Origin of the sequence: Escherichia sp. MOD1-EC4550 (assembly GCF_963876935.1) — a bacterium.
Taxonomy (GTDB): domain Bacteria; phylum Pseudomonadota; class Gammaproteobacteria; order Enterobacterales; family Enterobacteriaceae; genus Escherichia; species Escherichia coli_F.
Genome location: NZ_CAWNSE010000012.1, coordinates 398,435 through 419,404, shown reverse-complemented (window position 1 = coordinate 419,404; position 20,970 = coordinate 398,435). Strand labels below are relative to the sequence as shown.

18 protein-coding genes are annotated in these 20,970 nt (G+C 51.3%); 13 read left to right on the top strand and 5 right to left on the bottom strand.

Going from position 1 to position 20,970, the window contains the following annotated elements; all coding sequences use genetic code 11:
- The first annotated feature begins 88 nt into the window (after nt 1-88).
- From acrZ to modC, 4 genes are all read left to right on the top strand, one after another.
- On the top strand, nt 89-238 hold the full coding sequence (acrZ, locus tag AACU19_RS09295; protein ID WP_000891515.1) for a multidrug efflux pump accessory protein AcrZ: 150 nt from the start codon (nt 89-91) through the stop codon (nt 236-238).
- A 165-nt stretch (nt 239-403) separates the two neighbouring features.
- The gene (gene modA / locus AACU19_RS09290; protein ID WP_105278141.1) at nt 404-1,177 is read left to right on the top strand and encodes a molybdate ABC transporter substrate-binding protein; all 774 of its coding nucleotides are present in this window, start codon (nt 404-406) and stop codon (nt 1,175-1,177) included.
- Entirely contained in the window at nt 1,177-1,866 is a 690-nt protein-coding gene (gene modB, locus AACU19_RS09285; RefSeq protein WP_000604034.1) for a molybdate ABC transporter permease subunit, read from the top strand. The genes modA and modB overlap by 1 nt, the downstream gene beginning before the upstream one ends.
- Before the next feature lie 2 nt (nt 1,867-1,868).
- Nucleotides 1,869-2,927 carry a molybdenum ABC transporter ATP-binding protein ModC gene (modC, locus tag AACU19_RS09280; RefSeq protein ID WP_105278140.1) on the top strand — a complete coding sequence of 353 codons (1,059 nt, stop codon included), beginning with the start codon at nt 1,869-1,871 and terminating at the stop codon, nt 2,925-2,927.
- On the opposite strand, the gene ybhA is transcribed toward modC, so the two are convergent.
- Nucleotides 2,928-3,746: a bifunctional pyridoxal phosphate/fructose-1,6-bisphosphate phosphatase gene (gene ybhA, locus AACU19_RS09275; protein WP_105278139.1), complete on the bottom strand. Its 819-nt coding sequence runs from the start codon at nt 3,744-3,746 to the stop codon at nt 2,928-2,930. It abuts the gene before it with no gap.
- Nucleotides 3,747-3,900: 154 nt separating this feature from the next.
- Here ybhA and pgl point away from each other — a divergent pair, with 154 nt between their 5' ends.
- On the top strand, nt 3,901-4,896 hold the full coding sequence (gene pgl / locus AACU19_RS09270) for a 6-phosphogluconolactonase (protein WP_000815435.1): 996 nt from the start codon (nt 3,901-3,903) through the stop codon (nt 4,894-4,896).
- A gap of 40 nt (nt 4,897-4,936) precedes the next feature.
- On the opposite strand, the gene AACU19_RS09265 is transcribed toward pgl, so the two are convergent.
- Nucleotides 4,937-5,890, bottom strand: a complete 954-nt coding sequence (locus AACU19_RS09265) for a LysR family transcriptional regulator (protein WP_000679972.1) — start codon at nt 5,888-5,890, stop codon at nt 4,937-4,939.
- A 183-nt stretch (nt 5,891-6,073) separates the two neighbouring features.
- Here AACU19_RS09265 and AACU19_RS09260 point away from each other — a divergent pair, with 183 nt between their 5' ends.
- The 3 genes from AACU19_RS09260 to AACU19_RS09250 all read left to right on the top strand — a co-directional run bounded on the left by AACU19_RS09260 (nt 6,074) and on the right by AACU19_RS09250 (nt 11,078).
- On the top strand, nt 6,074-7,126 hold the full coding sequence (locus tag AACU19_RS09260) for a 4-oxalomesaconate tautomerase (protein WP_105278138.1): 1,053 nt from the start codon (nt 6,074-6,076) through the stop codon (nt 7,124-7,126).
- A gap of 74 nt (nt 7,127-7,200) precedes the next feature.
- Nucleotides 7,201-8,634 (top strand): anion permease, encoded by a 1,434-nt coding sequence (locus tag AACU19_RS09255; RefSeq protein ID WP_001036488.1) that lies wholly within the window; start codon nt 7,201-7,203, stop codon nt 8,632-8,634.
- A gap of 182 nt (nt 8,635-8,816) precedes the next feature.
- Nucleotides 8,817-11,078: a hydratase gene (locus tag AACU19_RS09250; RefSeq protein ID WP_105278137.1), complete on the top strand. Its 2,262-nt coding sequence runs from the start codon at nt 8,817-8,819 to the stop codon at nt 11,076-11,078.
- A 232-nt stretch (nt 11,079-11,310) separates the two neighbouring features.
- Here the strand turns inward: AACU19_RS09250 and AACU19_RS09245 are convergent, their stop codons facing one another.
- The 3 genes from AACU19_RS09245 to bioA all read right to left on the bottom strand — a co-directional run bounded on the left by AACU19_RS09245 (nt 11,311) and on the right by bioA (nt 14,570).
- Nucleotides 11,311-12,594 carry a putative acyl-CoA thioester hydrolase gene (locus tag AACU19_RS09245; RefSeq protein ID WP_105278136.1) on the bottom strand — a complete coding sequence of 428 codons (1,284 nt, stop codon included), beginning with the start codon at nt 12,592-12,594 and terminating at the stop codon, nt 11,311-11,313.
- A 151-nt stretch (nt 12,595-12,745) separates the two neighbouring features.
- Complete coding sequence (locus AACU19_RS09240) at nt 12,746-13,222, bottom strand: kinase inhibitor (protein ID WP_000767391.1); 477 nt, start codon at nt 13,220-13,222, stop codon at nt 12,746-12,748.
- A 58-nt stretch (nt 13,223-13,280) separates the two neighbouring features.
- Complete coding sequence (bioA, locus tag AACU19_RS09235; protein ID WP_105278135.1) at nt 13,281-14,570, bottom strand: adenosylmethionine--8-amino-7-oxononanoate transaminase; 1,290 nt, start codon at nt 14,568-14,570, stop codon at nt 13,281-13,283.
- Between the two features lie 86 nt (nt 14,571-14,656).
- Here bioA and bioB point away from each other — a divergent pair, with 86 nt between their 5' ends.
- The 5 genes from bioB (at nt 14,657) to uvrB (ending at nt 20,860) form a co-directional block, all read left to right on the top strand.
- On the top strand, nt 14,657-15,697 hold the full coding sequence (gene bioB / locus AACU19_RS09230; protein ID WP_000951213.1) for a biotin synthase BioB: 1,041 nt from the start codon (nt 14,657-14,659) through the stop codon (nt 15,695-15,697).
- Nucleotides 15,694-16,848, top strand: a complete 1,155-nt coding sequence (bioF, locus tag AACU19_RS09225; protein WP_105278134.1) for an 8-amino-7-oxononanoate synthase — start codon at nt 15,694-15,696, stop codon at nt 16,846-16,848. Before bioB ends, bioF begins: the two co-directional genes overlap by 4 nt.
- Nucleotides 16,835-17,590: a malonyl-ACP O-methyltransferase BioC gene (gene bioC / locus AACU19_RS09220; RefSeq protein ID WP_000246779.1), complete on the top strand. Its 756-nt coding sequence runs from the start codon at nt 16,835-16,837 to the stop codon at nt 17,588-17,590. Before bioF ends, bioC begins: the two co-directional genes overlap by 14 nt.
- Nucleotides 17,583-18,260: a dethiobiotin synthase gene (bioD, locus tag AACU19_RS09215; protein WP_105278133.1), complete on the top strand. Its 678-nt coding sequence runs from the start codon at nt 17,583-17,585 to the stop codon at nt 18,258-18,260. Before bioC ends, bioD begins: the two co-directional genes overlap by 8 nt.
- A 578-nt stretch (nt 18,261-18,838) precedes the next feature.
- Complete coding sequence (gene uvrB, locus AACU19_RS09210) at nt 18,839-20,860, top strand: excinuclease ABC subunit UvrB (protein WP_000042543.1); 2,022 nt, start codon at nt 18,839-18,841, stop codon at nt 20,858-20,860.
- Nucleotides 20,861-20,970: the final 110 nt, after the last annotated feature.

Sequence of the window (20,970 nt, the reverse complement as noted above, 5' to 3'; positions counted from 1 at the left end):
ACGCCACGCAAAGCTGACCGCACAAAAGGGGAGTGCTTTTCTGTGCTTAGCGGTTAGAATAGTCTCATGACTATATCTGGAGTTGACCATGTTAGAGTTATTAAAAAGTCTGGTATTCGCCGTAATCATGGTACCTGTCGTGATGGCCATCATCCTGGGTCTGATTTACGGTCTTGGTGAAGTATTCAACATCTTTTCTGGTGTTGGTAAAAAAGACCAGCCCGGACAAAATCATTGATTCCCTGAATGCCCGCTTAGTCGGGCATTTTCTTTTTCTCAACTTCCTGCTTTTCCTGCCGATATTTTTTTCATCAACCTCACAAAGGTTAGCAATAACTGCTGGGAAAATTCTGAACTTGCCGTTATATTGTCGCCTACATAACGTCACATTAAGGGGTTACCAATGGCTCGTAAATGGTTGAACTTGTTTGCCGGGGCGGCATTCTCTTTCGCTGTTGCTGGCAATGTACTGGCAGATGAAGGAAAAATCACGGTGTTCGCCGCCGCATCACTGACTAACGCAATGCAGGACATCGCTACGCAGTATAAAAAAGAGAAAGGCGTAGATGTCGTCTCTTCTTTCGCCTCGTCTTCTACCCTGGCCCGTCAGATTGAAGCGGGTGCGCCTGCGGATCTGTTTATTTCTGCCGATCAGAAATGGATGGATTATGCGGTTGATAAAAAAGCGATCGATACGGCCTCGCGTCAGACTCTACTCGGTAATAGCCTGGTTGTTGTAGCACCGAAAGCCAGCGAGCAGAAAGATTTCTCCATTGACAGCAAAACCAACTGGACTTCGCTGCTGAATGGCGGTCGCCTGGCGGTTGGTGATCCGGAACATGTTCCCGCTGGCATTTATGCAAAAGAAGCACTGCAAAAACTGGGCGCATGGGATACGCTCTCCCCGAAACTGGCTCCGGCGGAAGATGTTCGTGGCGCGCTGGCGTTGGTCGAACGCAATGAAGCGCCGCTGGGTATTGTTTACGGTTCTGACGCTGTTGCCAGCAAAGGGGTAAAAGTGGTTGCCACCTTCCCGGAAGATTCACATAAAAAATTGGAATATCCGGTTGCTGTTGTGGAAGGACATAACAATGCGACAGTAAAAGCATTTTATGATTATCTGAAGGGACCGCAGGCTGCGGAAATTTTTAAACGCTACGGATTTACAACCAAGTAATGATACTGACCGATCCAGAATGGCAGGCGGTTTTATTAAGCCTGAAAGTTTCTTCCCTGGCTGTGCTGTTTAGCCTGCCGTTTGGGATCTTTTTTGCCTGGTTACTGGTGCGTTGCACATTTCCGGGCAAAGCTCTGCTCGACAGCGTACTGCATCTACCGCTGGTGTTACCGCCCGTGGTCGTCGGTTACTTGTTATTAGTTTCGATGGGACGGCGCGGATTTATCGGTGAACGTCTGTATGACTGGTTTGGCATTACCTTCGCCTTTAGCTGGCGTGGCGCGGTTCTCGCTGCCGCCGTGATGTCGTTTCCGTTGATGGTGCGGGCAATTCGTCTGGCGCTGGAAGGGGTTGATGTCAAACTGGAACAGGCCGCAAGAACATTGGGGGCAGGGCGCTGGCGCGTGTTCTTTACTATCACGTTACCGCTGACCTTACCGGGAATTATCGTCGGTACGGTACTGGCATTCGCTCGTTCGCTCGGTGAGTTTGGTGCAACCATAACCTTTGTTTCTAACATTCCTGGTGAAACGCGAACCATTCCTTCTGCCATGTATACCCTGATCCAGACTCCCGGCGGGGAAAGTGGCGCGGCGAGACTGTGTATTATTTCTATTGCGCTGGCGATGATCTCCCTGTTGATTTCAGAATGGCTGGCCAGAATCAGCCGTGAAAGGGCGGGGCGCTAATCATGTTGGAACTGAATTTTTCCCAGACGTTGGGCAACCATTGCCTGACCATTAATGAAACGCTGCCCGCCAATGGTATCACTGCTATCTTTGGCGTCTCTGGTGCCGGAAAAACCTCGCTGATTAACGCCATCAGTGGGCTGACACGTCCACAAAAAGGGCGGATTGTCCTCAATGGTCGGGTACTAAATGACGCCGATAAAGGTATCTGCCTGACGCCAGAAAAGCGTCGCGTAGGCTATGTGTTTCAGGATGCGCGGCTGTTTCCGCATTATAAAGTGCGTGGCAATTTGCGCTACGGCATGGCGAAAAGCATGGTCGATCAGTTCGATAAGCTGGTGACGCTTTTAGGCATTGAACCGTTGCTTGAGCGTTTACCGGGCAGCCTGTCCGGAGGCGAAAAACAGCGTGTGGCAATTGGCCGGGCATTGCTGACGGCACCGGAATTATTATTGCTGGATGAACCACTGGCCTCGCTGGATCTTCCGCGAAAACGCGAGCTATTGCCTTATCTGCAACGGTTGACGCGGGAAATCAACATTCCGATGCTCTATGTCAGCCATTCGCTGGATGAGATCCTCCATCTGGCAGACCGAGTGATGGTACTGGAAAACGGTCAGGTGAAAGCCTTTGGCGCGCTGGAGGAAGTGTGGGGCAGTAGCGTGATGAATCCGTGGCTGCCGAAAGAGCAACAAAGTAGCATTCTGAAAGTAACGGTGCTTGAGCATCATCCGCATTACGCGATGACCGCGCTGGCGCTGGGCGATCAGCATTTGTGGGTCAATAAGCTGGACGAACCGCTGCAAGCTGCGCTACGTATCCGCATTCAGGCTTCCGATGTTTCTCTGGTTTTACAACCGCCGCAGCAAACCAGCATTCGTAACGTATTGCGGGCAAAAGTTGTTAATAGTTATGACGACAACGGCCAGGTGGAAGTGGAGCTGGAAGTCGGCGGTAAAACGCTGTGGGCGCGTATCAGCCCGTGGGCCAGGGATGAACTGGCGATCAAACCAGGCCTGTGGCTGTACGCGCAAATTAAAAGTGTCTCGATAACCGCCTGATTAAATCAGGTGGCTATAAATGAACTGGGCAATGCTGTCGGTGGTGTTATCACCAATCACAATGTTGGCACGCGCTTTTACTGCGTCATCAGCGTTGCCCATCGCCACGCCTGTACCAGCGGCTTCCAGCATACTGATATCATTAAAATTATCGCCGAATGCGACGACGTTTTCCATCGACCAGCCTTGCGCCTCAACCCATTTCGTCAGGCGTTTACCTTTGCTGTTACCACCGCGGGCAATATCAACCTGATCGTGCCAGGACCATTCACACTCCAGTCCCAATTCATGTTCAACATGCTTACCAAATTGCTGCAATTGCGGCAGGTCATCGTGTGTCAGGGCGAACTTCCATACTGCGTTAACTTCCTGCGCTGTCTCGGCCAGTGAAGCAACCTGGGTAAAGGTCGGACGCTGTTCCGGCGGCAGGGTTTGCGCCCAGTTAGACGTGCGAATGACATGCCCGGTCGGGTGCTCATAGACCATTGCATCATCCACATACATCAGACCGTGAATGTGGTGTTCATTCAGCATCTCAATGAGTTGCAGGGCTTTATTAACGGGCATTGGATCGGCTTCAAGCACTGTTTTTGCATGATAATCATACAAATAGGTGCCATTACAGCAAATAGCAGGTGTATCCAGCGCCAGCGCCTGATAAAAAGGATGAATAGCGACGTGATGGCGGCCCGTGACGATGATTAATTGATAGCCTGCTTCGCGAGCGCGGGCCAGGGCTTCTATCGATGAAGGAAGCAAGGTTTTTTTCGGGGTCAATAAGGTGCCGTCTAAGTCGAGTGCAATCACGCGTGTGGTCATGGCGTATTCCAGATTAAGGTTAAGAATTTTCGTCTGCGCGAATGGTACACCGATACCACTATCGGACAAAATTCTGCGTTTTAATTCAGCATTCACCGCCAAAAGCGACTAATTTTAGCTGTTACAGTCAGTTGCTAAATGCAAAGGAGCATTCATGAAGCAAACAGTTTATATCGCCAGCCCTGAGAGCCAGCAAATTCACGTCTGGAACCTGAATCATGAAGGCGCACTGACGCTGACACAGGTTGTCGATGTGCCGGGGCAGGTGCAGCCGATGGTGGTCAGCCCGGACAAACGTTATCTCTATGTTGGTGTTCGCCCTGAGTTTCGCGTCCTGGCGTATCGTATCGCCCCGGACGATGGCGCACTGACCTTTGCCGCAGAGTCTGCGCTGCCGGGTAGTCCGACGCATATTTCCACCGATCACCAGGGGCAGTTTGTCTTTGTAGGTTCTTACAATGCGGGTAACGTGAGCGTAACGCGTCTGGAAGATGGCCTGCCAGTGGGCGTTGTCGATGTGGTCGAGGGGCTGGACGGTTGCCATTCCGCCAATATCTCACCGGACAACCGTACGTTGTGGGTTCCGGCATTAAAGCAGGATCGCATTTGCCTGTTTACGGTCAGCGATGATGGTCATCTGGTGGCGCAGGACCCTGCGGAAGTGACTACCGTTGAAGGGGCCGGCCCGCGTCATATGGTATTCCATCCAAACGAACAATATGCGTATTGCGTCAATGAGTTAAACAGCTCAGTGGATGTCTGGGAACTGAAAGATCCGCACGGCAATATCGAATGTGTCCAGACGCTGGATATGATGCCGGAAAACTTCTCCGACACCCGTTGGGCGGCTGATATTCATATCACCCCGGATGGGCGTCACTTATATGCCTGTGACCGTACTGCCAGCCTGATTACTGTCTTCAGCGTTTCGGAAGATGGCAGCGTGTTGAGTAAAGAGGGCTTCCAGCCAACTGAAACCCAGCCGCGCGGCTTTAATGTTGATCACAGCGGCAAGTATCTGATTGCCGCCGGGCAAAAATCTCACCACATCTCGGTATACGAAATTGTTGGCGAGCAGGGGCTACTGCATGAAAAAGGCCGCTATGCGGTCGGGCAGGGGCCAATGTGGGTAGTGGTGAACGCACACTAACCGCTGATTCACCCGGCGCAGTCTCTCCTGCGCCGGTGTATTAACCTATCTCCTGTAACGCATGTCTTTGGCGTTCGACGATATTGGTCCACAAGTTGTCTTTATCGTCAGTCCACAAATTAATCAGCAAGGCAAAAAAGCGTTCTGCTGCCGGAGAAAGTACGGCATCTTTGCGGCGAATAATCCCCAATGTCCGACGTATAACGGGTTCCACCAGCGGGATACCAATAATCGAAGAATAGGGCGCATGGGGCATTGCCAGACCAGGAAGCGCCGAAATCCCCAGTCCCGCCTCTACCAGTCCTAACGACGTCGAAAGATGACGCACTTCGTAAAACCAATCCAGCTTCCAGGGCTTGTCGGCCAGTTGCTGTTCTATCAGCAGTCGGTTGCCGCTGGAGGAGCGTACGCCAATCATTTTGTAACCTACTAACTCCTGCCATTCTACAAGCTGCTTTTTGGCTAATGGGTGGTCACGCCGACAGGCCAGCACAAACGGCTCGTTGACCAGTGGGGTAAAATCAATGGATGAATTTGTGACGTTGTTCATGTTTATGCCAAAGTCTGATTCGTTACACAGCACCGATTCCATGCAATTATTCGTGCCTTGTTCCAGAATCCGCACTTTAATATTGGGATACAGCTCATTAAATTTACCGATTGCCAGTGGTAAAAAATAAAATACTGCGGTCGGAATACACGCTAACGTCACCATACCACGATGATAAGCATTCATATCACGAATATTAAAAAGCGTTTCATCGAATTTCTTTATTAATTCCCGCGCCTCCGGGAGCAACCTTTTTCCTGCTTTTGTTAACGTAACCTTGCGAGTTGTACGCTCAAATAGTTGAATATGTAAATCCTCTTCCATCTTTTTTATTCTTCGCGTTAATGCAGGTTGCGTAATATTGAGTAATTTAGCGGCATTGTTAAATGAACTGGACTCTGCCAGTATGACAAATGCCTTCATACTTGATAATTCATGCTTCATTATTACTCCAGAAAATGGAAGCGACGATTTTGGGTGACTGGCCGTTAAAAATTTTAACTGCATTTAGCCAACTTAAATTAATGAAAAAATGTTATTAATCGTTGAGCTAAAGTCATTAGAGATGCTTTGCCCTTAATGTAACCATATCGCAATAAGTTATGTTTTTAAATTGAGGGCATTATTATGAAAAAAATACCCTGCGTGATGATGCGAGGTGGAACCTCGAGGGGCGCGTTCCTGTTAGCGGAACATCTACCCGAAGATCAAACGCAGCGCGATAAAATATTGATGGCAATTATGGGTTCCGGTAACGATCTGGAAATTGACGGTATTGGCGGCGGTAATCCACTGACCAGTAAAGTCGCCATAATTAGCCGTTCCAGCGATCCGCGTGCTGACGTCGATTATCTGTTTGCTCAGGTTATCGTCCATGAGCAACGTGTCGACACTACACCTAACTGCGGCAATATGCTGTCTGGCGTTGGGGCATTCGCCATTGAAAATGGTTTGATTACAGCGACTTCGCCAGTTACCCGCGTACGTATCCGCAACGTTAATACTGGTACATTCATCGAAGCTGATGTGCAAACGCCAAATGGTGTTGTCGAATATGAAGGTAGTGCCAGGATTGACGGTGTACCGGGTACTGCCGCACCAGTTGCGCTCACTTTCCTGAATGCCGCCGGAACAAAAACCGGAAAAGTTTTTCCGACTGATAATCAGATCGATTATTTTGACGATGTCCCGGTGACCTGTATCGATATGGCGATGCCAGTCGTCATTATTCCGGCTGAATATCTGGGAAAAACAGGCTATGAATTACCGACGGAACTGGATGCCGACAAAAAATTATTAGCCCGCATTGAATCTATCCGCCTACAAGCGGGTAAAGCAATGGGCTTAGGTGATGTCAGTAATATGGTTATCCCTAAGCCTGTGCTTATTTCTCCAGCACAGAAAGGCGGGGCAATTAATGTGCGTTATTTTATGCCGCACTCCTGCCATCGTGCGCTGGCGATAACCGGTGCTATTGCCATTTCCAGTAGCTGTGCATTGGAAGGCACCGTCACCCGACAAATCGTCCCTTCTGTAGGATATGGCAATATCAATATTGAACATCCCAGTGGTGCGCTCGACGTTCATTTAAGCAATGAAGGTCAGGATGCCACAACCTTACGCGCATCTGTTATTCGGACGACCAGAAAAATATTTTCCGGTGAAGTTTATCTTCCCTGAAAAGGTCGTTGTCGTGATAAGGGCAATTAACAAAGGACTTCTGTATAAGTCATACAGAAAGAACAGGATTTTAAATGAATAAAAAATCGTTATGGAAGCTAATTCTGATATTAGCGATCCCATGTATTATTGGCTTTATGCCAGCTCCGGCAGGATTAAGCGAACTGGCGTGGGTGCTTTTTGGTATTTACCTGGCAGCAATCGTCGGGCTGGTTATCAAGCCTTTCCCGGAACCTGTCGTACTGTTAATTGCCGTTGCTGCCTCAATGGTGGTGGTCGGTAATTTATCCGATGGTGCATTTAAGACTACCGCCGTATTAAGCGGTTACTCTTCAGGTACCACCTGGCTGGTGTTCTCGGCGTTTACCTTAAGCGCCGCATTTGTGACCACAGGGTTAGGTAAACGTATTGCCTATTTATTGATTGGCAAAATTGGTAGCACTACCCTGGGGCTGGGTTACGTTACGGTATTCCTCGATCTGGTACTGGCTCCGGCAACACCGTCTAACACCGCGCGTGCGGGCGGCATTGTGTTACCGATCATCAACAGCGTGGCGGTGGCTTTGGGGTCAGAACCTGAAAAAAGCCCACGTCGTGTTGGACATTATCTGATGATGTCCATTTACATGGTCACTAAAACCACCAGCTATATGTTCTTTACCGCAATGGCGGGGAACATTCTGGCGCTGAAAATGATCAATGATATTCTGCACCTACAAATTAGTTGGGGTGGATGGGCGCTGGCTGCTGGATTGCCGGGCATCATTATGCTACTGGTCACTCCGCTGGTGATTTACACCATGTATCCGCCAGAAATTAAGAAAGTGGATAACAAAACCATCGCCAAAGCGGGCCTTGCTGAACTGGGGCCGATGAAAATCCGCGAAAAAATGCTGCTCGGTGTCTTTGTGCTGGCGCTGTTGGGCTGGATTTTCAGTAAAACGCTCGGGGTAGATGAATCCACTGTGGCAATCGTTGTTATGGCGACCATGCTGCTGCTGGGGATCGTTACCTGGGAAGACGTGGTGAAAAATAAAGGCGGCTGGAATACCTTAATCTGGTACGGCGGTATTATCGGCTTAAGCTCCTTATTATCGAAAGTTAAATTCTTCGAATGGTTAGCTGAAGTCTTTAAAAATAACCTGGCATTTGACGGCCATGGTAACGTAGCTTTCTTCGTTATTATTTTCCTTAGCATCATCGTGCGTTATTTCTTTGCTTCCGGTAGTGCCTATATCGTTGCCATGTTACCGGTATTTGCCATGCTGGCGAACGTCTCCGGCGCACCGTTAATGTTAACTGCGCTGGCGCTGCTTTTCTCCAACTCCTATGGCGGCATGGTTACTCACTATGGCGGTGCGGCAGGTCCGGTCATCTTCGGCGTAGGCTATAACGATATTAAATCCTGGTGGTTGGTCGGTGCGGTACTGACGATATTAACCTTCCTGGTACATATCACCCTCGGCGTGTGGTGGTGGAATATGCTGATCGGCTGGAACATGCTGTAAATATACTCGTCATACTTCAAGTTGCATGTGCTGCGTCTGCGTTCGCTCACCCCAGTCACTTACTTATGTAAGTGACTGGGGATTCACTCGCTTGTCGCTTTCCTGCAACTCGAATTATTTAGAGTATATCCATTTATTATCTTTCTGCGCACTTAACGGTGCGCAGATATCTGGAGCATTTGATGATCAAGTTATCTGAAAAAGGCGTTTTTCTCGCCAGTAATAACGAAATAATTGCCGAAGAACATTTCACCGGCGAAATTAAAAAAGAAGAAGCAAAAAAAGGCACTATTGCCTGGTCTATTCTCTCTTCTCATAATACGTCCGGAAATATGGATAAACTTAAAATTAAGTTTGATTCATTAGCCTCTCACGATATTACCTTTGTTGGTATTGTACAGACCGCTAAAGCGTCCGGTATGGAACGTTTCCCGCTGCCGTATGTGCTGACCAACTGCCATAACTCACTCTGTGCCGTCGGCGGCACCATTAACGGTGATGACCATGTTTTTGGTTTATCGGCAGCGCAGCGTTATGGCGGTATTTTTGTGCCTCCGCATATTGCGGTCATCCATCAATATATGCGTGAGATGATGGCAGGAGGCGGCAAAATGATCCTCGGGTCAGACAGCCACACCCGTTACGGTGCATTAGGGACAATGGCAGTCGGTGAGGGTGGCGGTGAGTTGGTAAAACAGCTGCTTAATGACACCTGGGATATCGACTATCCGGGAGTTGTTGCGGTGCATTTGACCGGAAAACCTGCGCCGTATGTGGGGCCGCAGGATGTGGCGCTGGCTATCATTGGTGCCGTGTTCAAAAACGGCTACGTCAAAAACAAAGTGATGGAATTCGTGGGGCCCGGTGTTGCAGCGCTCTCTACCGATTTCCGTAACAGCGTTGACGTGATGACCACTGAAACGACCTGTTTAAGTTCTGTCTGGCAAACTGATGAAGAAGTTCATAACTGGCTGGCGCTGCACGGTCGCGGCCAGGATTATTGTCAGCTTAACCCTCAACCGATGGCGTACTACGATGGCTGCATCAGCGTTGATTTGAGTGCCATCAAACCAATGATTGCGCTGCCGTTCCACCCGAGCAACGTGTATGAAATCGACATGCTGAACCAGAACCTGACTGACATTCTGCGTGAGATTGAAATTGAGTCCGAGCGCGTGGCGCACGGGAAAGCCAAACTCTCGCTGCTGGATAAAGTGGAAAATGGTCGCCTGAAAGTGCAGCAGGGGATTATCGCGGGCTGTTCTGGCGGTAACTACGAAAACGTCATCGCGGCGGCGAATGCACTGCGCGGTCAATCCTGTGGCAATGACACCTTCTCGCTGGCGGTTTATCCGTCATCACAGCCGGTGTTTATGGATTTAGCCAAAAAAGGCGTGGTAGCAGATTTGATTGGCGCAGGCGCAATCATCAGAACCGCGTTCTGCGGCCCATGCTTTGGCGCGGGCGATACGCCAATCAACAACGGTTTGAGTATTCGCCACACCACGCGTAACTTCCCGAACCGCGAAGGCTCTAAGCCAGCCAATGGGCAGATGTCAGCGGTGGCGTTGATGGACGCTCGTTCTATCGCTGCAACAGCCGCAAACGGTGGTTATTTAACCTCTGCAAGTGAATTGGACTGCTGGGACATCGTGCCGGAGTATGCCTTCGATGTCACGCCGTATAAAAATCGCGTCTATCAGGGCTTTGTGAAAGGGGCGACCCAGCAATCGCTGATCTACGGACCGAACATCAAAGACTGGCCGGAATTGGGGGCGCTGACTGACAATATCGTCCTCAAAGTGTGCTCGAAGATCCTCGACGAAGTGACCACCACCGACGAATTGATTCCTTCCGGTGAAACCTCTTCTTATCGTTCAAATCCGATTGGTTTGGCGGAGTTTACCCTGTCACGCCGTGATCCGGGCTATGTTGGCAGAAGTAAAGCGACTGCCGAGCTGGAAAATCAGCGTCTGGCGGGCAATGTCAGCGAGCTGACAGAGGTGTTTGCGCGCATTAAGCAGATTGCTGGTCAGGAGCATATTGATCCGCTGCAAACTGAAATTGGCAGCATGGTCTATGCGGTGAAACCAGGCGATGGTTCTGCGCGTGAGCAGGCGGCGAGCTGCCAGCGTGTGATTGGCGGTCTGGCGAATATTGCCGAGGAATACGCGACTAAACGCTACCGTTCTAACGTCATCAACTGGGGGATGTTACCGCTGCAAATGGCGGAAGCACCGAACTTTGAAGTGGGCGATTACATTTACATCCCTGGCATTAAAGCGGCGCTGGATAATCCGGGGACGACGTTTAAAGGTTATGTGATCCATGAAGATGCGCCGGTAACAGAGATTACGCTCTATATGGAAAGTCTGACTGCTGAAGAGCGCGAGATTATCAAGGCGGGTAGTTTGATTAACTTCAATAAAAACCGTCAGATGTAAAAAGAGCCATGTGAATGTAGGTCGCATCCGGCACTTATTGTCGGATGCGATGCTGACGCATCTTATCCGACCTACGAATCGCATCGAACCGTAGACCGGATAAGGCGTTTACGCCGCATCCGGCACTTATTGTCGGATGCGATGCTGACGTATCTTATCTGACCTACGAATCGCATCGAACTATAGGCCGGATAAGGCGTTTACGCCGCATCCGGCAAAAAGTTAATCGCTTTTACTTCTTCGCCTCTGCAACCACTTTGCTACCCACGCCGCGGTTATTGTATTCCCACATGCGGTTGTAGTTAGTGTCATTCAGATTACGCTGTACTTCGTCATTATCATCAACGCTGCCGGTATTACCCGCAAATGGACGATTGGAAATCACCGCATCGGCCCACGGTTTCGCCGTGTTAAAACCTTCGTTGATGGCGCTATCACGGATCACCACCTGACCGTTGGTATTGTCATCAACATCCAGCGAGCGGCCCAGTTGCGCCACGCCATCACCGGAAGCATTGAAGCGGCTGTTTACGGCGAGGAAACCGTAATAGATGTTAGACAGCGTAGCCGGTGCAAACACATACGCTTCTTGCTGAGTACGTGAGTTCACCACGCGGAATTCGGTATTATCGAACACCACTGCGCCGCGACCAGAAACGATATCCACATCCCCTTCAATATAGCTATTCGTCACCAGAGTACGCGGCTGACGGTTGGTTTCCAGACGGTTTTGCACACCACTGTTGGTGACAAAGAATGTATTCTGACGACCGAGAATGTTGACGTTATTGATCTGCACTTTGTCGCCATCAGTACGCAGTGCCACCGCCGGATGGTTACCCGCATCTACGCTATCACCCAGCGTGTTTTCGATGGTCAGGTTTTGCAGTTGCAGGCCATTGTTTTGTGACCAGAAGACCGCAGAGCAGAGAACGCCGATACTGTCGCTGCGTTTGCTCTGGCAGCTATCGTACATATACCACGCTGGTTTACCTGGCATATATTTGCCGCGCGGGTTGACGTCGTGACGCCAGTCGGCAGGACTCATGCCCCCATCAAGGGAAAGCCCAATCTTCACATCAATCGGTTTTTCACCTGTACCGTACAGAGTAATTCCACCCGGAGCGGCAGGGACATACACCGTTCCCTGATATTCACCAGGCATCACGGCAATATACTGGCGCTTATTGGTGCGCTTGATAATTGCCGCATCTACCGCCGCCTGAATCGTGGTATGCGTTACACCTGGAGTACCCGCCGGGCCGACAACAAAGTCAGGTTGCGCAGGCAGGGTAATCGGGGAAGGATTCCACGCTGCAGCACCTGGCGTCAGGGACGCAAAATAGTGTTGAGCATCGAAATTCTGCGCTTCTTTTGCCGACAGAATCGGGCGAGAAGAGGTGCCAGGCGCGGTTTGATCAGAAGGACGTTGATCGGGCGGTGTTGAGCTACAGGCGGTCAGCGTCACGCCAAAAGCCAATGCCAGCGCCAGACGGGAAACTGAAAATGTGTTCACAGGTTGCTCCGGGCTATGAAATAGAAAAATGAATCCGTTGAAGCCTGCTTTTTTATACTAACTTGAGCGAAACGGGAAGGTAAAAAGACAAAAAGTTGTTTTTAATACCTTTAAGTGATACCAGATGGCATTGCGCCATCTGGCAGAGTGATTAACTAAACATCGCAGTAATCGAGGCGCTTGCCAGAGAGTGGAAATGAACGTTAAACCCGACCATCGCGCCGCTGGCACCTTCATCGACATCAATACGTTCTACATCCAGCGCGTGAACGGTAAAAATGTAGCGATGGGTTTCGCCTTTCGGCGGCGCTGCACCATCGTACCCGGTTTTACCAAAGTCGGTACGCGTCTGCAAAACGCCGTCTGGCATTGCTACCAGACCAGATCCAAACCCTTGCGGTAATACGCGGGTATCAGCGGGTAAATTAACAACTACCCAGTGCCACCAGCCGGAGCCGGTTGGCGCATCCGGGTCGTAGCAGGTGACAACAAAACTTTTCGTTCCCGCAGGAACATCATCCCACGCCAGATGCGGTGAAATATTATCGCCATCGTAACCCATGCCGTTAAAGACATGACGATGCGGCAATTTATCGCCATCGCGTAAATCATTACTGATGAGTTTCATGAACCCTCCTTTCTAGTTTGCAGAAAGTGTAGCCAGAAACCCTCACGCTGACTTCCCGTTATTGGCAAAAAAATGTTTCATCCTGTACCGCGCGGTCAACCGCTGTGGTCAGGCGCAGCAACTGTTGCGGGCTAATAATATAGGGCGGCATCAGGTAAATCAGTTTGCCAAAAGGCCGGATCCAGACACCCTGTTCGACAAAGAATTTTTGCAGCGCCGCCATATTCACCGGACGAGTGGTTTCGACCACGCCAATCGCTCCCAGCACGCGCACATCGGCAACCATTTCGGCGTCACGGGCAGGAGCCAGTTGCTCGCGCAGTTGTACTTCAATAGTCGCTACCTGCTGCTGCCAGTCGCCAGATTCGATAATGGCCAGGCTGGCGTTTGCTGCCGCGCAGGCCAGTGGATTGCCCATAAAGGTTGGCCCGTGCATAAAGCATCCGGCTTCGCCGTTGCTGATAGTTTCAGCCACCTCGCGTGTAGTGAGCGTGGCGGAAAGGGTCATCGTACCGCCGGTTAAGGCTTTACCGAGGCACAAAATGTCCGGCGCGATCCCCGCATGTTCGCAGGCAAACAGTTTGCCGGTACGACCAAAACCGGTGGCTATCTCGTCAGCAATCAGCAAGATACCTTCACGATCGCACATTTTGCGGATTCGTTTTAACCATTCCGGATGGTACATGCGCATTCCGCCAGCGCCCTGAACAATCGGTTCAATGATCACCGCCGCGATTTCATGACGATGCGCCGCCATCAGACGTGCGAAGCCCACCATATCGCGTTCATCCCATTCGCCATCCATGCGGCTTTGCGGCGCGGGAGCAAACAGGTTTTCTGGCAGATAGCCTTTCCACAGGCTGTGCATTGAGTTGTCTGGATCGCACACCGACATCGCGCCAAAGGTATCGCCATGATAACCATTGCGGAAGGTCAGAAAACGCTGGCGCGCTTCGCCTTTGGCTTGCCAGTACTGCAACGCCATTTTCATCGCCACTTCCACCGCTACGGAACCAGAGTCCGCGAGAAAAACGCACTCCAGCGGTTGCGGCGTCATTGCCACCAGTTTGCGGCACAGCTCGATGGCGGGCGCATGGGTGATACCGCCAAACATCACATGCGACATGGCATCAATTTGCGACTTCATTACCGCATTGAGCTGCGGGTGGTTGTAGCCGTGGATTGCCGCCCACCAGGACGACATACCGTCAATCAGGCGTCTGCCGTCAGACAAAATCAGCTCGCAACCTTCGGCGCTCGCCACCGGATAAACCGGTAGCGGGGAGGTCATGGATGTGTATGGGTGCCAGATATGGCGTTGGTCAAAGGCAAGATCGTCCGTTGTCATAATCGACTTGTAAACCAAATTGAAAAGATTTAGGTTTACAAGTCTACACCGAATTAACAACAAAAAACATGTTTTGGAGAAGCCCCATGGCTCACCGCCCACGCTGGACTTTGTCGCAAGTCACAGAATTATTTGAAAAACCGTTGTTGGATCTGCTGTTTGAAGCGCAGCAGGTGCATCGTCAGCATTTCGATCCTCGTCAGGTCCAGGTCAGCACTTTGCTGTCGATTAAAACCGGAGCTTGTCCGGAAGATTGCAAATACTGCCCGCAAAGCTCGCGTTATAAAACCGGACTGGAAGCTGAGCGGTTGATGGAAGTTGAACAGGTATTGGAGTCGGCGCGCAAAGCGAAAGCAGCGGGATCGACGCGTTTTTGCATGGGCGCGGCGTGGAAGAATCCTCACGAACGCGATATGCCGTACCTGGAACAGATGGTGCAGGGGGTAAAAGCGATGGGCCTGGAGGCGTGTATGACGCTGGGCACGTTGAGCGAATCTCAGGCGCAGCGCCTCGCGAATGCCGGGCTGGATTATTACAACCACAACCTCGACACCTCGCCGGAGTTTTACGGCAATATCATCACAACACGCACTTATCAGGAACGTCTCGATACGCTGGAAAAAGTGCGCGATGCCGGGATCAAAGTCTGTTCAGGTGGCATTGTTGGCTTAGGCGAAACGGTCAAAGATCGCGCCGGATTATTGCTACAACTGGCAAACCTGCCGACGCCGCCGGAAAGCGTACCAATCAACATGCTGGTGAAGGTGAAAGGCACGCCGCTGGCGGATAACGATGATGTCGATGCCTTTGATTTTATTCGCACTATTGCAGTCGCGCGGATCATGATGCCGACCTCTTACGTGCGCCTTTCTGCCGGACGCGAGCAGATGAACGAACAGACTCAGGCGATGTGCTTTATGGCTGGCGCAAACTCGATTTTCTACGGTTGCAAATTGCTGACCACGCCGAATCCGGAAGAAGATAAAGACCTGCAACTGTTCCGCAAACTGGGGTTAAATCCGCAGCAAACCGCAGTGCTGGCGGGCGATAACGAACAACAGCAACGTCTTGAACAGGCGCTGATGACCCCGGACACTGACGAATATTACAACGCGGCAGCACTATGAGCTGGCAGGAGAAAATCAACGCGGCGCTCGATGCGCGGCGTGCTGCCGATGCCCTGCGTCGCCGTTATCCGGTGGCGCAAGGGGCCGGACGCTGGCTGGTGGCGGATGAATGCCAGTATCTGAACTTTTCCAGTAACGATTATTTAGGTTTAAGTCATCATCCGCACATCATCCGTGCATGGAAGCAGGGTGCGGAGCAATTTGGCGTCGGTAGCGGCGGTTCCGGTCACGTCAGCGGTTATAGCGTGGCGCATCAGGCGCTGGAAGAAGAACTGGCCGAGTGGCTGGGCTATTCGCGGGCGCTGCTGTTTATCTCTGGTTTTGCCGCTAACCAGGCAGTCATTACCGCGATGACGGCGAAAGAGGACCGTATTGTTGCCGATCGGCTGAGTCACGCCTCATTGCTGGAAGCTGCCAGTTTAAGCCCGTCGCAGCTTCGCCGTTTTACCCATAACGATGTCGCTCATCTGGCGCGACTGCTTGCTTCCCCCTGTCCGGGGCAGCAACTGGTGGTGACAGAAGGCGTGTTCAGCATGGACGGCGATAGTGCGCCACTGGTGGAAATCCAGCAGGTAACGCAACAGCACAATGGCTGGTTGATGGTCGATGATGCCCACGGCACGGGTGTTATCGGTGAACAGGGGCGCGGTAGCTGCTGGCAACAGCAGGTAAAACCAGAATTGCTGGTGGTGACTTTTGGCAAAGGATTTGGCGTCAGCGGGGCAGCGGTGCTTTGCTCCGATACGGTGGCGGATTATCTACTGCAATTTGCCCGCCATCTTATTTACAGCACCAGTATGCCGCCCGCTCAGGCGCAGGCATTACGTGCGTCGCTGGCGGTCATTCGCAGTGATGAGGGTGATGCACGGCGCGAAAAACTGGCGGCACTCATTACGCGTTTTCGTGCCGGAGTACAGGATTTGCCGTTTACGCTTGCTGATTCATACAGCGCCATCCAGCCATTGATTGTCGGTGATAACAGCCGTGCGTTACAACTGGCAGAAAAACTGCGCCAGCAAGGCTGCTGGGTCACGGCGATTCGCCCGCCAACCGTACCCGCTGGTACTGCGCGACTGCGCTTAACGCTAACCGCCGCGCATGAAATGCAGGATATCGACCGTCTGCTGGAGGTGCTGCATGGCAACGGTTAATAAACAAGCCATTGCTGCGGCATTTGGTCGGGCAGCCGCACATTATGAGCAACATGCGGATCTACAGCGCCAGAGTGCTGACGTCTTACTGGCAATGCTCCCACAGCGTAAATACACCCACGTACTGGATGCGGGTTGTGGACCTGGCTGGATGAGTCGCCACTGGCGGGAACGTCACGCGCAGGTGACAGCGTTAGATCTCTCGCCGCCAATGCTTGTTCAGGCACGCCAGAAGGATGCCGCAGACCATTATCTGGCGGGAGATATCGAATCCCTGCCGTTAGCGACTGCAACCTTCGATCTTGCATGGAGCAATCTCGCGGTGCAGTGGTGCGGTAATTTATCCACGGCACTTCGCGAGCTGTATCGCGTGGTGCGCCCCGGAGGCGTGGTCGCGTTTACCACGCTGGTGCAGGGATCGCTCCCCGAACTGCATCAGGCGTGGCAGGCGGTGGACGAGCGCCCGCATGCTAATCGCTTTTTACCGCCAGATGAAATCGAACAGTCGCTGAACGGCGTTAATTATCAACACCATATTCTGCCCATCACGCTTTGGTTTGATGATGCGCTCAGTGCCATGCGTTCGCTGAAAGGCATCGGTGCAACGCATCTTCATGAAGGGCGCTACCCACGAATATTAACGCGTTCGCAGTTGCAGCGATTGCAACTGGCCTGGCCGCAACAACAGGGGCGATATCCTCTGACGTATCATCTTTTTTTGGGAGTGATTGCTCGTGAGTAAACGTTATTTTGTCACCGGAACGGATACCGAAGTGGGGAAAACTGTCGCCAGTTGTGCACTTTTACAAGCCGCGAAGGCAGCAGGTTATCGGACGGCAGGTTATAAACCTGTCGCCTCTGGCAGCGAAAAGACCCCGGAAGGCTTACGTAATAGTGACGCGCTGGCGTTACAGCACAACAGCAGCCTGCAGCTGGATTACGCAACGGTAAATCCTTACACCTTCGCAGAACCCACTTCACCGCACATCATCAGCGCGCAAGAGGGCAGGCCGATAGAATCATTGGTAATGAGCGACGGATTACGCGCGCTTGAACAACAGGCTGACTGGGTGTTAGTGGAAGGTGCTGGCGGCTGGTTTACGCCGCTTTCTGACACTTTCACTTTTGCGGATTGGGTAACACAGGAACAACTGCCGGTGATACTGGTAGTTGGTGTGAAACTCGGCTGTATTAATCACGCGATGTTGACGGCACAGGCAATACAACACGCCGGACTGACTCTGGCGGGTTGGGTGGCGAATAATGTCACGCCTCCTGGAAAACGTCACGCTGAATATATGACCACGCTCACCCGCATGCTTCCCGCGCCGCTGCTGGGTGAAATTCCCTGGCTTGCAGAAAATCCAGAAAATGCGGCAACCGGAAAGTACATAAATCTTGCCTTGTTGTAGTCATCCTGTATTTGGTTAAATTGCGAGCGAGATCGCGTCTTCGGTTGACTGCAATTTAACCAATTAAATTCTAAAATAATCACGAAAAAAATTTTACTTCCGCATCATGCGGTGAATGTGGGAATTGCCCAGGCGGCGGGGGATAGGGGCTGCAGACAGTTATCCACTATTCCTGTGGATAACCATGTGTATTAGAGTTAGAAAACACGAGGCAAGCGAGAGAATACGCGGCTTGCACGCGAATTGGCGTTAAAGACGGCTCAAAGAAATATCTTTTATTTTTTAACTGGTTAGATAATTGCAATGGCAGTCACTGAAGAGGCATCTCTTGCCATAAAACTGTCATCACTCATCTTGACAAATGTTAAAAAAGCCGTTGCTTTGGGGATAACCCCGTAAGGCCGGAGTTTTATCTCGCCACAGAGTAAATTTTGCTCATGATTGACAGCTGAGTTTACGTTGTAACAGAAATATTATGGTGAGAAACTGTTTTTTTATCCAGTATAATTTGTTGGCATAATTAAGTACGACGAGTAAAATTACATACCTGCCCGCCCAACTCCTTCAGGTAGCGACTCATGAGTAAACCGTTCAAACTGAATTCCGCTTTTAAACCTTCTGGCGATCAGCCAGAGGCGATTCGACGTCTCGAAGAGGGGCTGGAAGATGGCCTGGCGCACCAGACGTTACTCGGTGTAACTGGCTCCGGGAAAACCTTCACCATTGCCAATGTCATTGCTGACCTTCAGCGCCCAACCATGGTACTGGCGCCCAACAAAACGCTGGCGGCCCAGCTGTACGGCGAAATGAAAGAGTTCTTCCCGGAAAACGCGGTGGAATATTTCGTCTCCTACTACGACTATTATCAGCCGGAAGCCTATGTACCGAGTTCCGACACCTTCATTGAGAAAGATGCCTCGGTAAACGAACATATCGAGCAGATGCGTTTGTCCGCCACCAAAGCGATGCTGGAGCGGCGTGATGTGGTTGTGGTGGCATCGGTTTCCGCGATTTATGGTCTGGGCGATCCTGATTTATATCTCAAGATGATGCTCCATCTTACGGTCGGTATGATTATCGATCAGCGCGCGATCCTGCGTCGACTGGCGGAGCTGCAATACACCCGGAATGATCAAGCCTTCCAGCGTGGCACTTTCCGCGTTCGTGGCGAGGTGATTGATATCTTCCCGGCAGAATCGGATGACATTGCACTTCGCGTGGAGCTGTTTGATGAGGAAGTTGAACGATTGTCGTTATTTGACCCGCTAACCGGGCAGATTGTTTCTACTATTCCACGTTTTACCATCTACCCGAAAACGCACTACGTCACGCCGCGCGAGCGCATCGTACAGGCGATGGAAGAGATCAAAGAAGAACTGGCCGCCAGACGCAAAGTGCTGTTAGAGAACAACAAACTTCTGGAAGAGCAGCGGCTGACTCAGCGAACCCAGTTTGACCTGGAGATGATGAACGAACTGGGATATTGCTCGGGCATTGAAAACTACTCACGCTTCCTCTCCGGCCGTGGACCAGGTGAGCCACCGCCGACGCTGTTTGATTACCTGCCTGCCGATGGGTTGCTGGTCGTCGATGAATCTCACGTCACCATTCCACAAATTGGCGGCATGTATCGCGGTGACCGGGCGCGTAAAGAGACGCTGGTGGAGTACGGTTTCCGCCTACCATCAGCGCTGGATAACCGTCCGCTGAAGTTTGAAGAGTTCGAAGCATTAGCGCCACAAACCATCTATGTTTCGGCGACGCCGGGTAATTACGAGCTGGAAAAATCCGGTGGTGATGTGGTGGATCAGGTCGTACGTCCAACCGGATTGCTTGACCCGATTATCGAAGTGCGACCGGTGGCAACACAGGTTGATGATCTTCTTTCGGAGATTCGCCAGCGAGCGGCAATTAACGAGCGTGTACTGGTCACAACATTGACTAAGCGGATGGCGGAAGATCTTACGGAATATCTCGAAGAACACGGCGAGCGTGTGCGTTATCTTCACTCAGATATCGATACCGTCGAGCGCATGGAAATCATCCGCGACTTGCGTCTGGGTGAGTTCGACGTGCTGGTAGGGATCAACTTACTGCGCGAAGGTCTGGATATGCCGGAAGTTTCGCTGGTGGCGATCCTCGACGCCGACAAAGAAGGCTTCCTGCGTTCTGAACGTTCGTTGATCCAGACCATTGGTCGTGCGGCACGTAACGTTAACGGTAAAGCGATTCTCTACGGCGATAAGATCACCCCATCAATGGCGAAAGCGATTGGCGAAACCGAACGTCGCCGCGAGAAACAGCAACGCTACAACGAAGAGCACGGCATTACGCCACAAGGATTAAACAAGAAAGTGGTCGATATCCTGGCGCTGGGGCAGAACATTGCCAAAACCAAAGCGAAGGGCAGAGGAAAATCACGACCGATTGTTGAGCCGGATAATGTGCCGATGGATATGTCGCCGAAGGCGTTGCAGCAGAAAATCCATGAACTGGAAGGGCTGATGATGCAACACGCGCAAAATCTGGAGTTCGAAGAAGCGGCGCAAATTCGTGACCAGTTGCATCAGCTACGTGAGTTGTTCATTGCGGCTTCGTGATGTTGGAGATGGGAAAATGCTCGGTTTCGCTTGTTATGTTCAAAAGCAGTTAACATGCATAGTGCAGTTACACTGGTGAAAAAGGAAGCGTACCAGAGTTGCAAGCGGCT

Excerpts from the sequence above, each read along its gene's own strand:
- acrZ (WP_000891515.1), top strand. The coding sequence starts at position 89 with ATGTTAGAGTTATTAAAAAGTCTGGTATTCGCCGTAATCATGGTACCT.
- modA (WP_105278141.1), top strand. The coding sequence starts at position 404 with ATGGCTCGTAAATGGTTGAACTTGTTTGCCGGGGCGGCATTCTCTTTC.
- modB (WP_000604034.1), top strand. The coding sequence starts at position 1,177 with ATGATACTGACCGATCCAGAATGGCAGGCGGTTTTATTAAGCCTGAAA.
- modC (WP_105278140.1), top strand. The coding sequence starts at position 1,869 with ATGTTGGAACTGAATTTTTCCCAGACGTTGGGCAACCATTGCCTGACC.
- ybhA (WP_105278139.1), bottom strand. The coding sequence starts at position 3,746 with ATGACCACACGCGTGATTGCACTCGACTTAGACGGCACCTTATTGACC.
- pgl (WP_000815435.1), top strand. The coding sequence starts at position 3,901 with ATGAAGCAAACAGTTTATATCGCCAGCCCTGAGAGCCAGCAAATTCAC.
- AACU19_RS09265 (WP_000679972.1), bottom strand. The coding sequence starts at position 5,890 with ATGAAGCATGAATTATCAAGTATGAAGGCATTTGTCATACTGGCAGAG.
- AACU19_RS09260 (WP_105278138.1), top strand. The coding sequence starts at position 6,074 with ATGAAAAAAATACCCTGCGTGATGATGCGAGGTGGAACCTCGAGGGGC.
- AACU19_RS09255 (WP_001036488.1), top strand. The coding sequence starts at position 7,201 with ATGAATAAAAAATCGTTATGGAAGCTAATTCTGATATTAGCGATCCCA.
- AACU19_RS09250 (WP_105278137.1), top strand. The coding sequence starts at position 8,817 with ATGATCAAGTTATCTGAAAAAGGCGTTTTTCTCGCCAGTAATAACGAA.
- AACU19_RS09240 (WP_000767391.1), bottom strand. The coding sequence starts at position 13,222 with ATGAAACTCATCAGTAATGATTTACGCGATGGCGATAAATTGCCGCAT.
- bioA (WP_105278135.1), bottom strand. The coding sequence starts at position 14,570 with ATGACAACGGACGATCTTGCCTTTGACCAACGCCATATCTGGCACCCA.
- bioB (WP_000951213.1), top strand. The coding sequence starts at position 14,657 with ATGGCTCACCGCCCACGCTGGACTTTGTCGCAAGTCACAGAATTATTT.
- bioF (WP_105278134.1), top strand. The coding sequence starts at position 15,694 with ATGAGCTGGCAGGAGAAAATCAACGCGGCGCTCGATGCGCGGCGTGCT.
- bioC (WP_000246779.1), top strand. The coding sequence starts at position 16,835 with ATGGCAACGGTTAATAAACAAGCCATTGCTGCGGCATTTGGTCGGGCA.
- uvrB (WP_000042543.1), top strand. The coding sequence starts at position 18,839 with ATGAGTAAACCGTTCAAACTGAATTCCGCTTTTAAACCTTCTGGCGAT.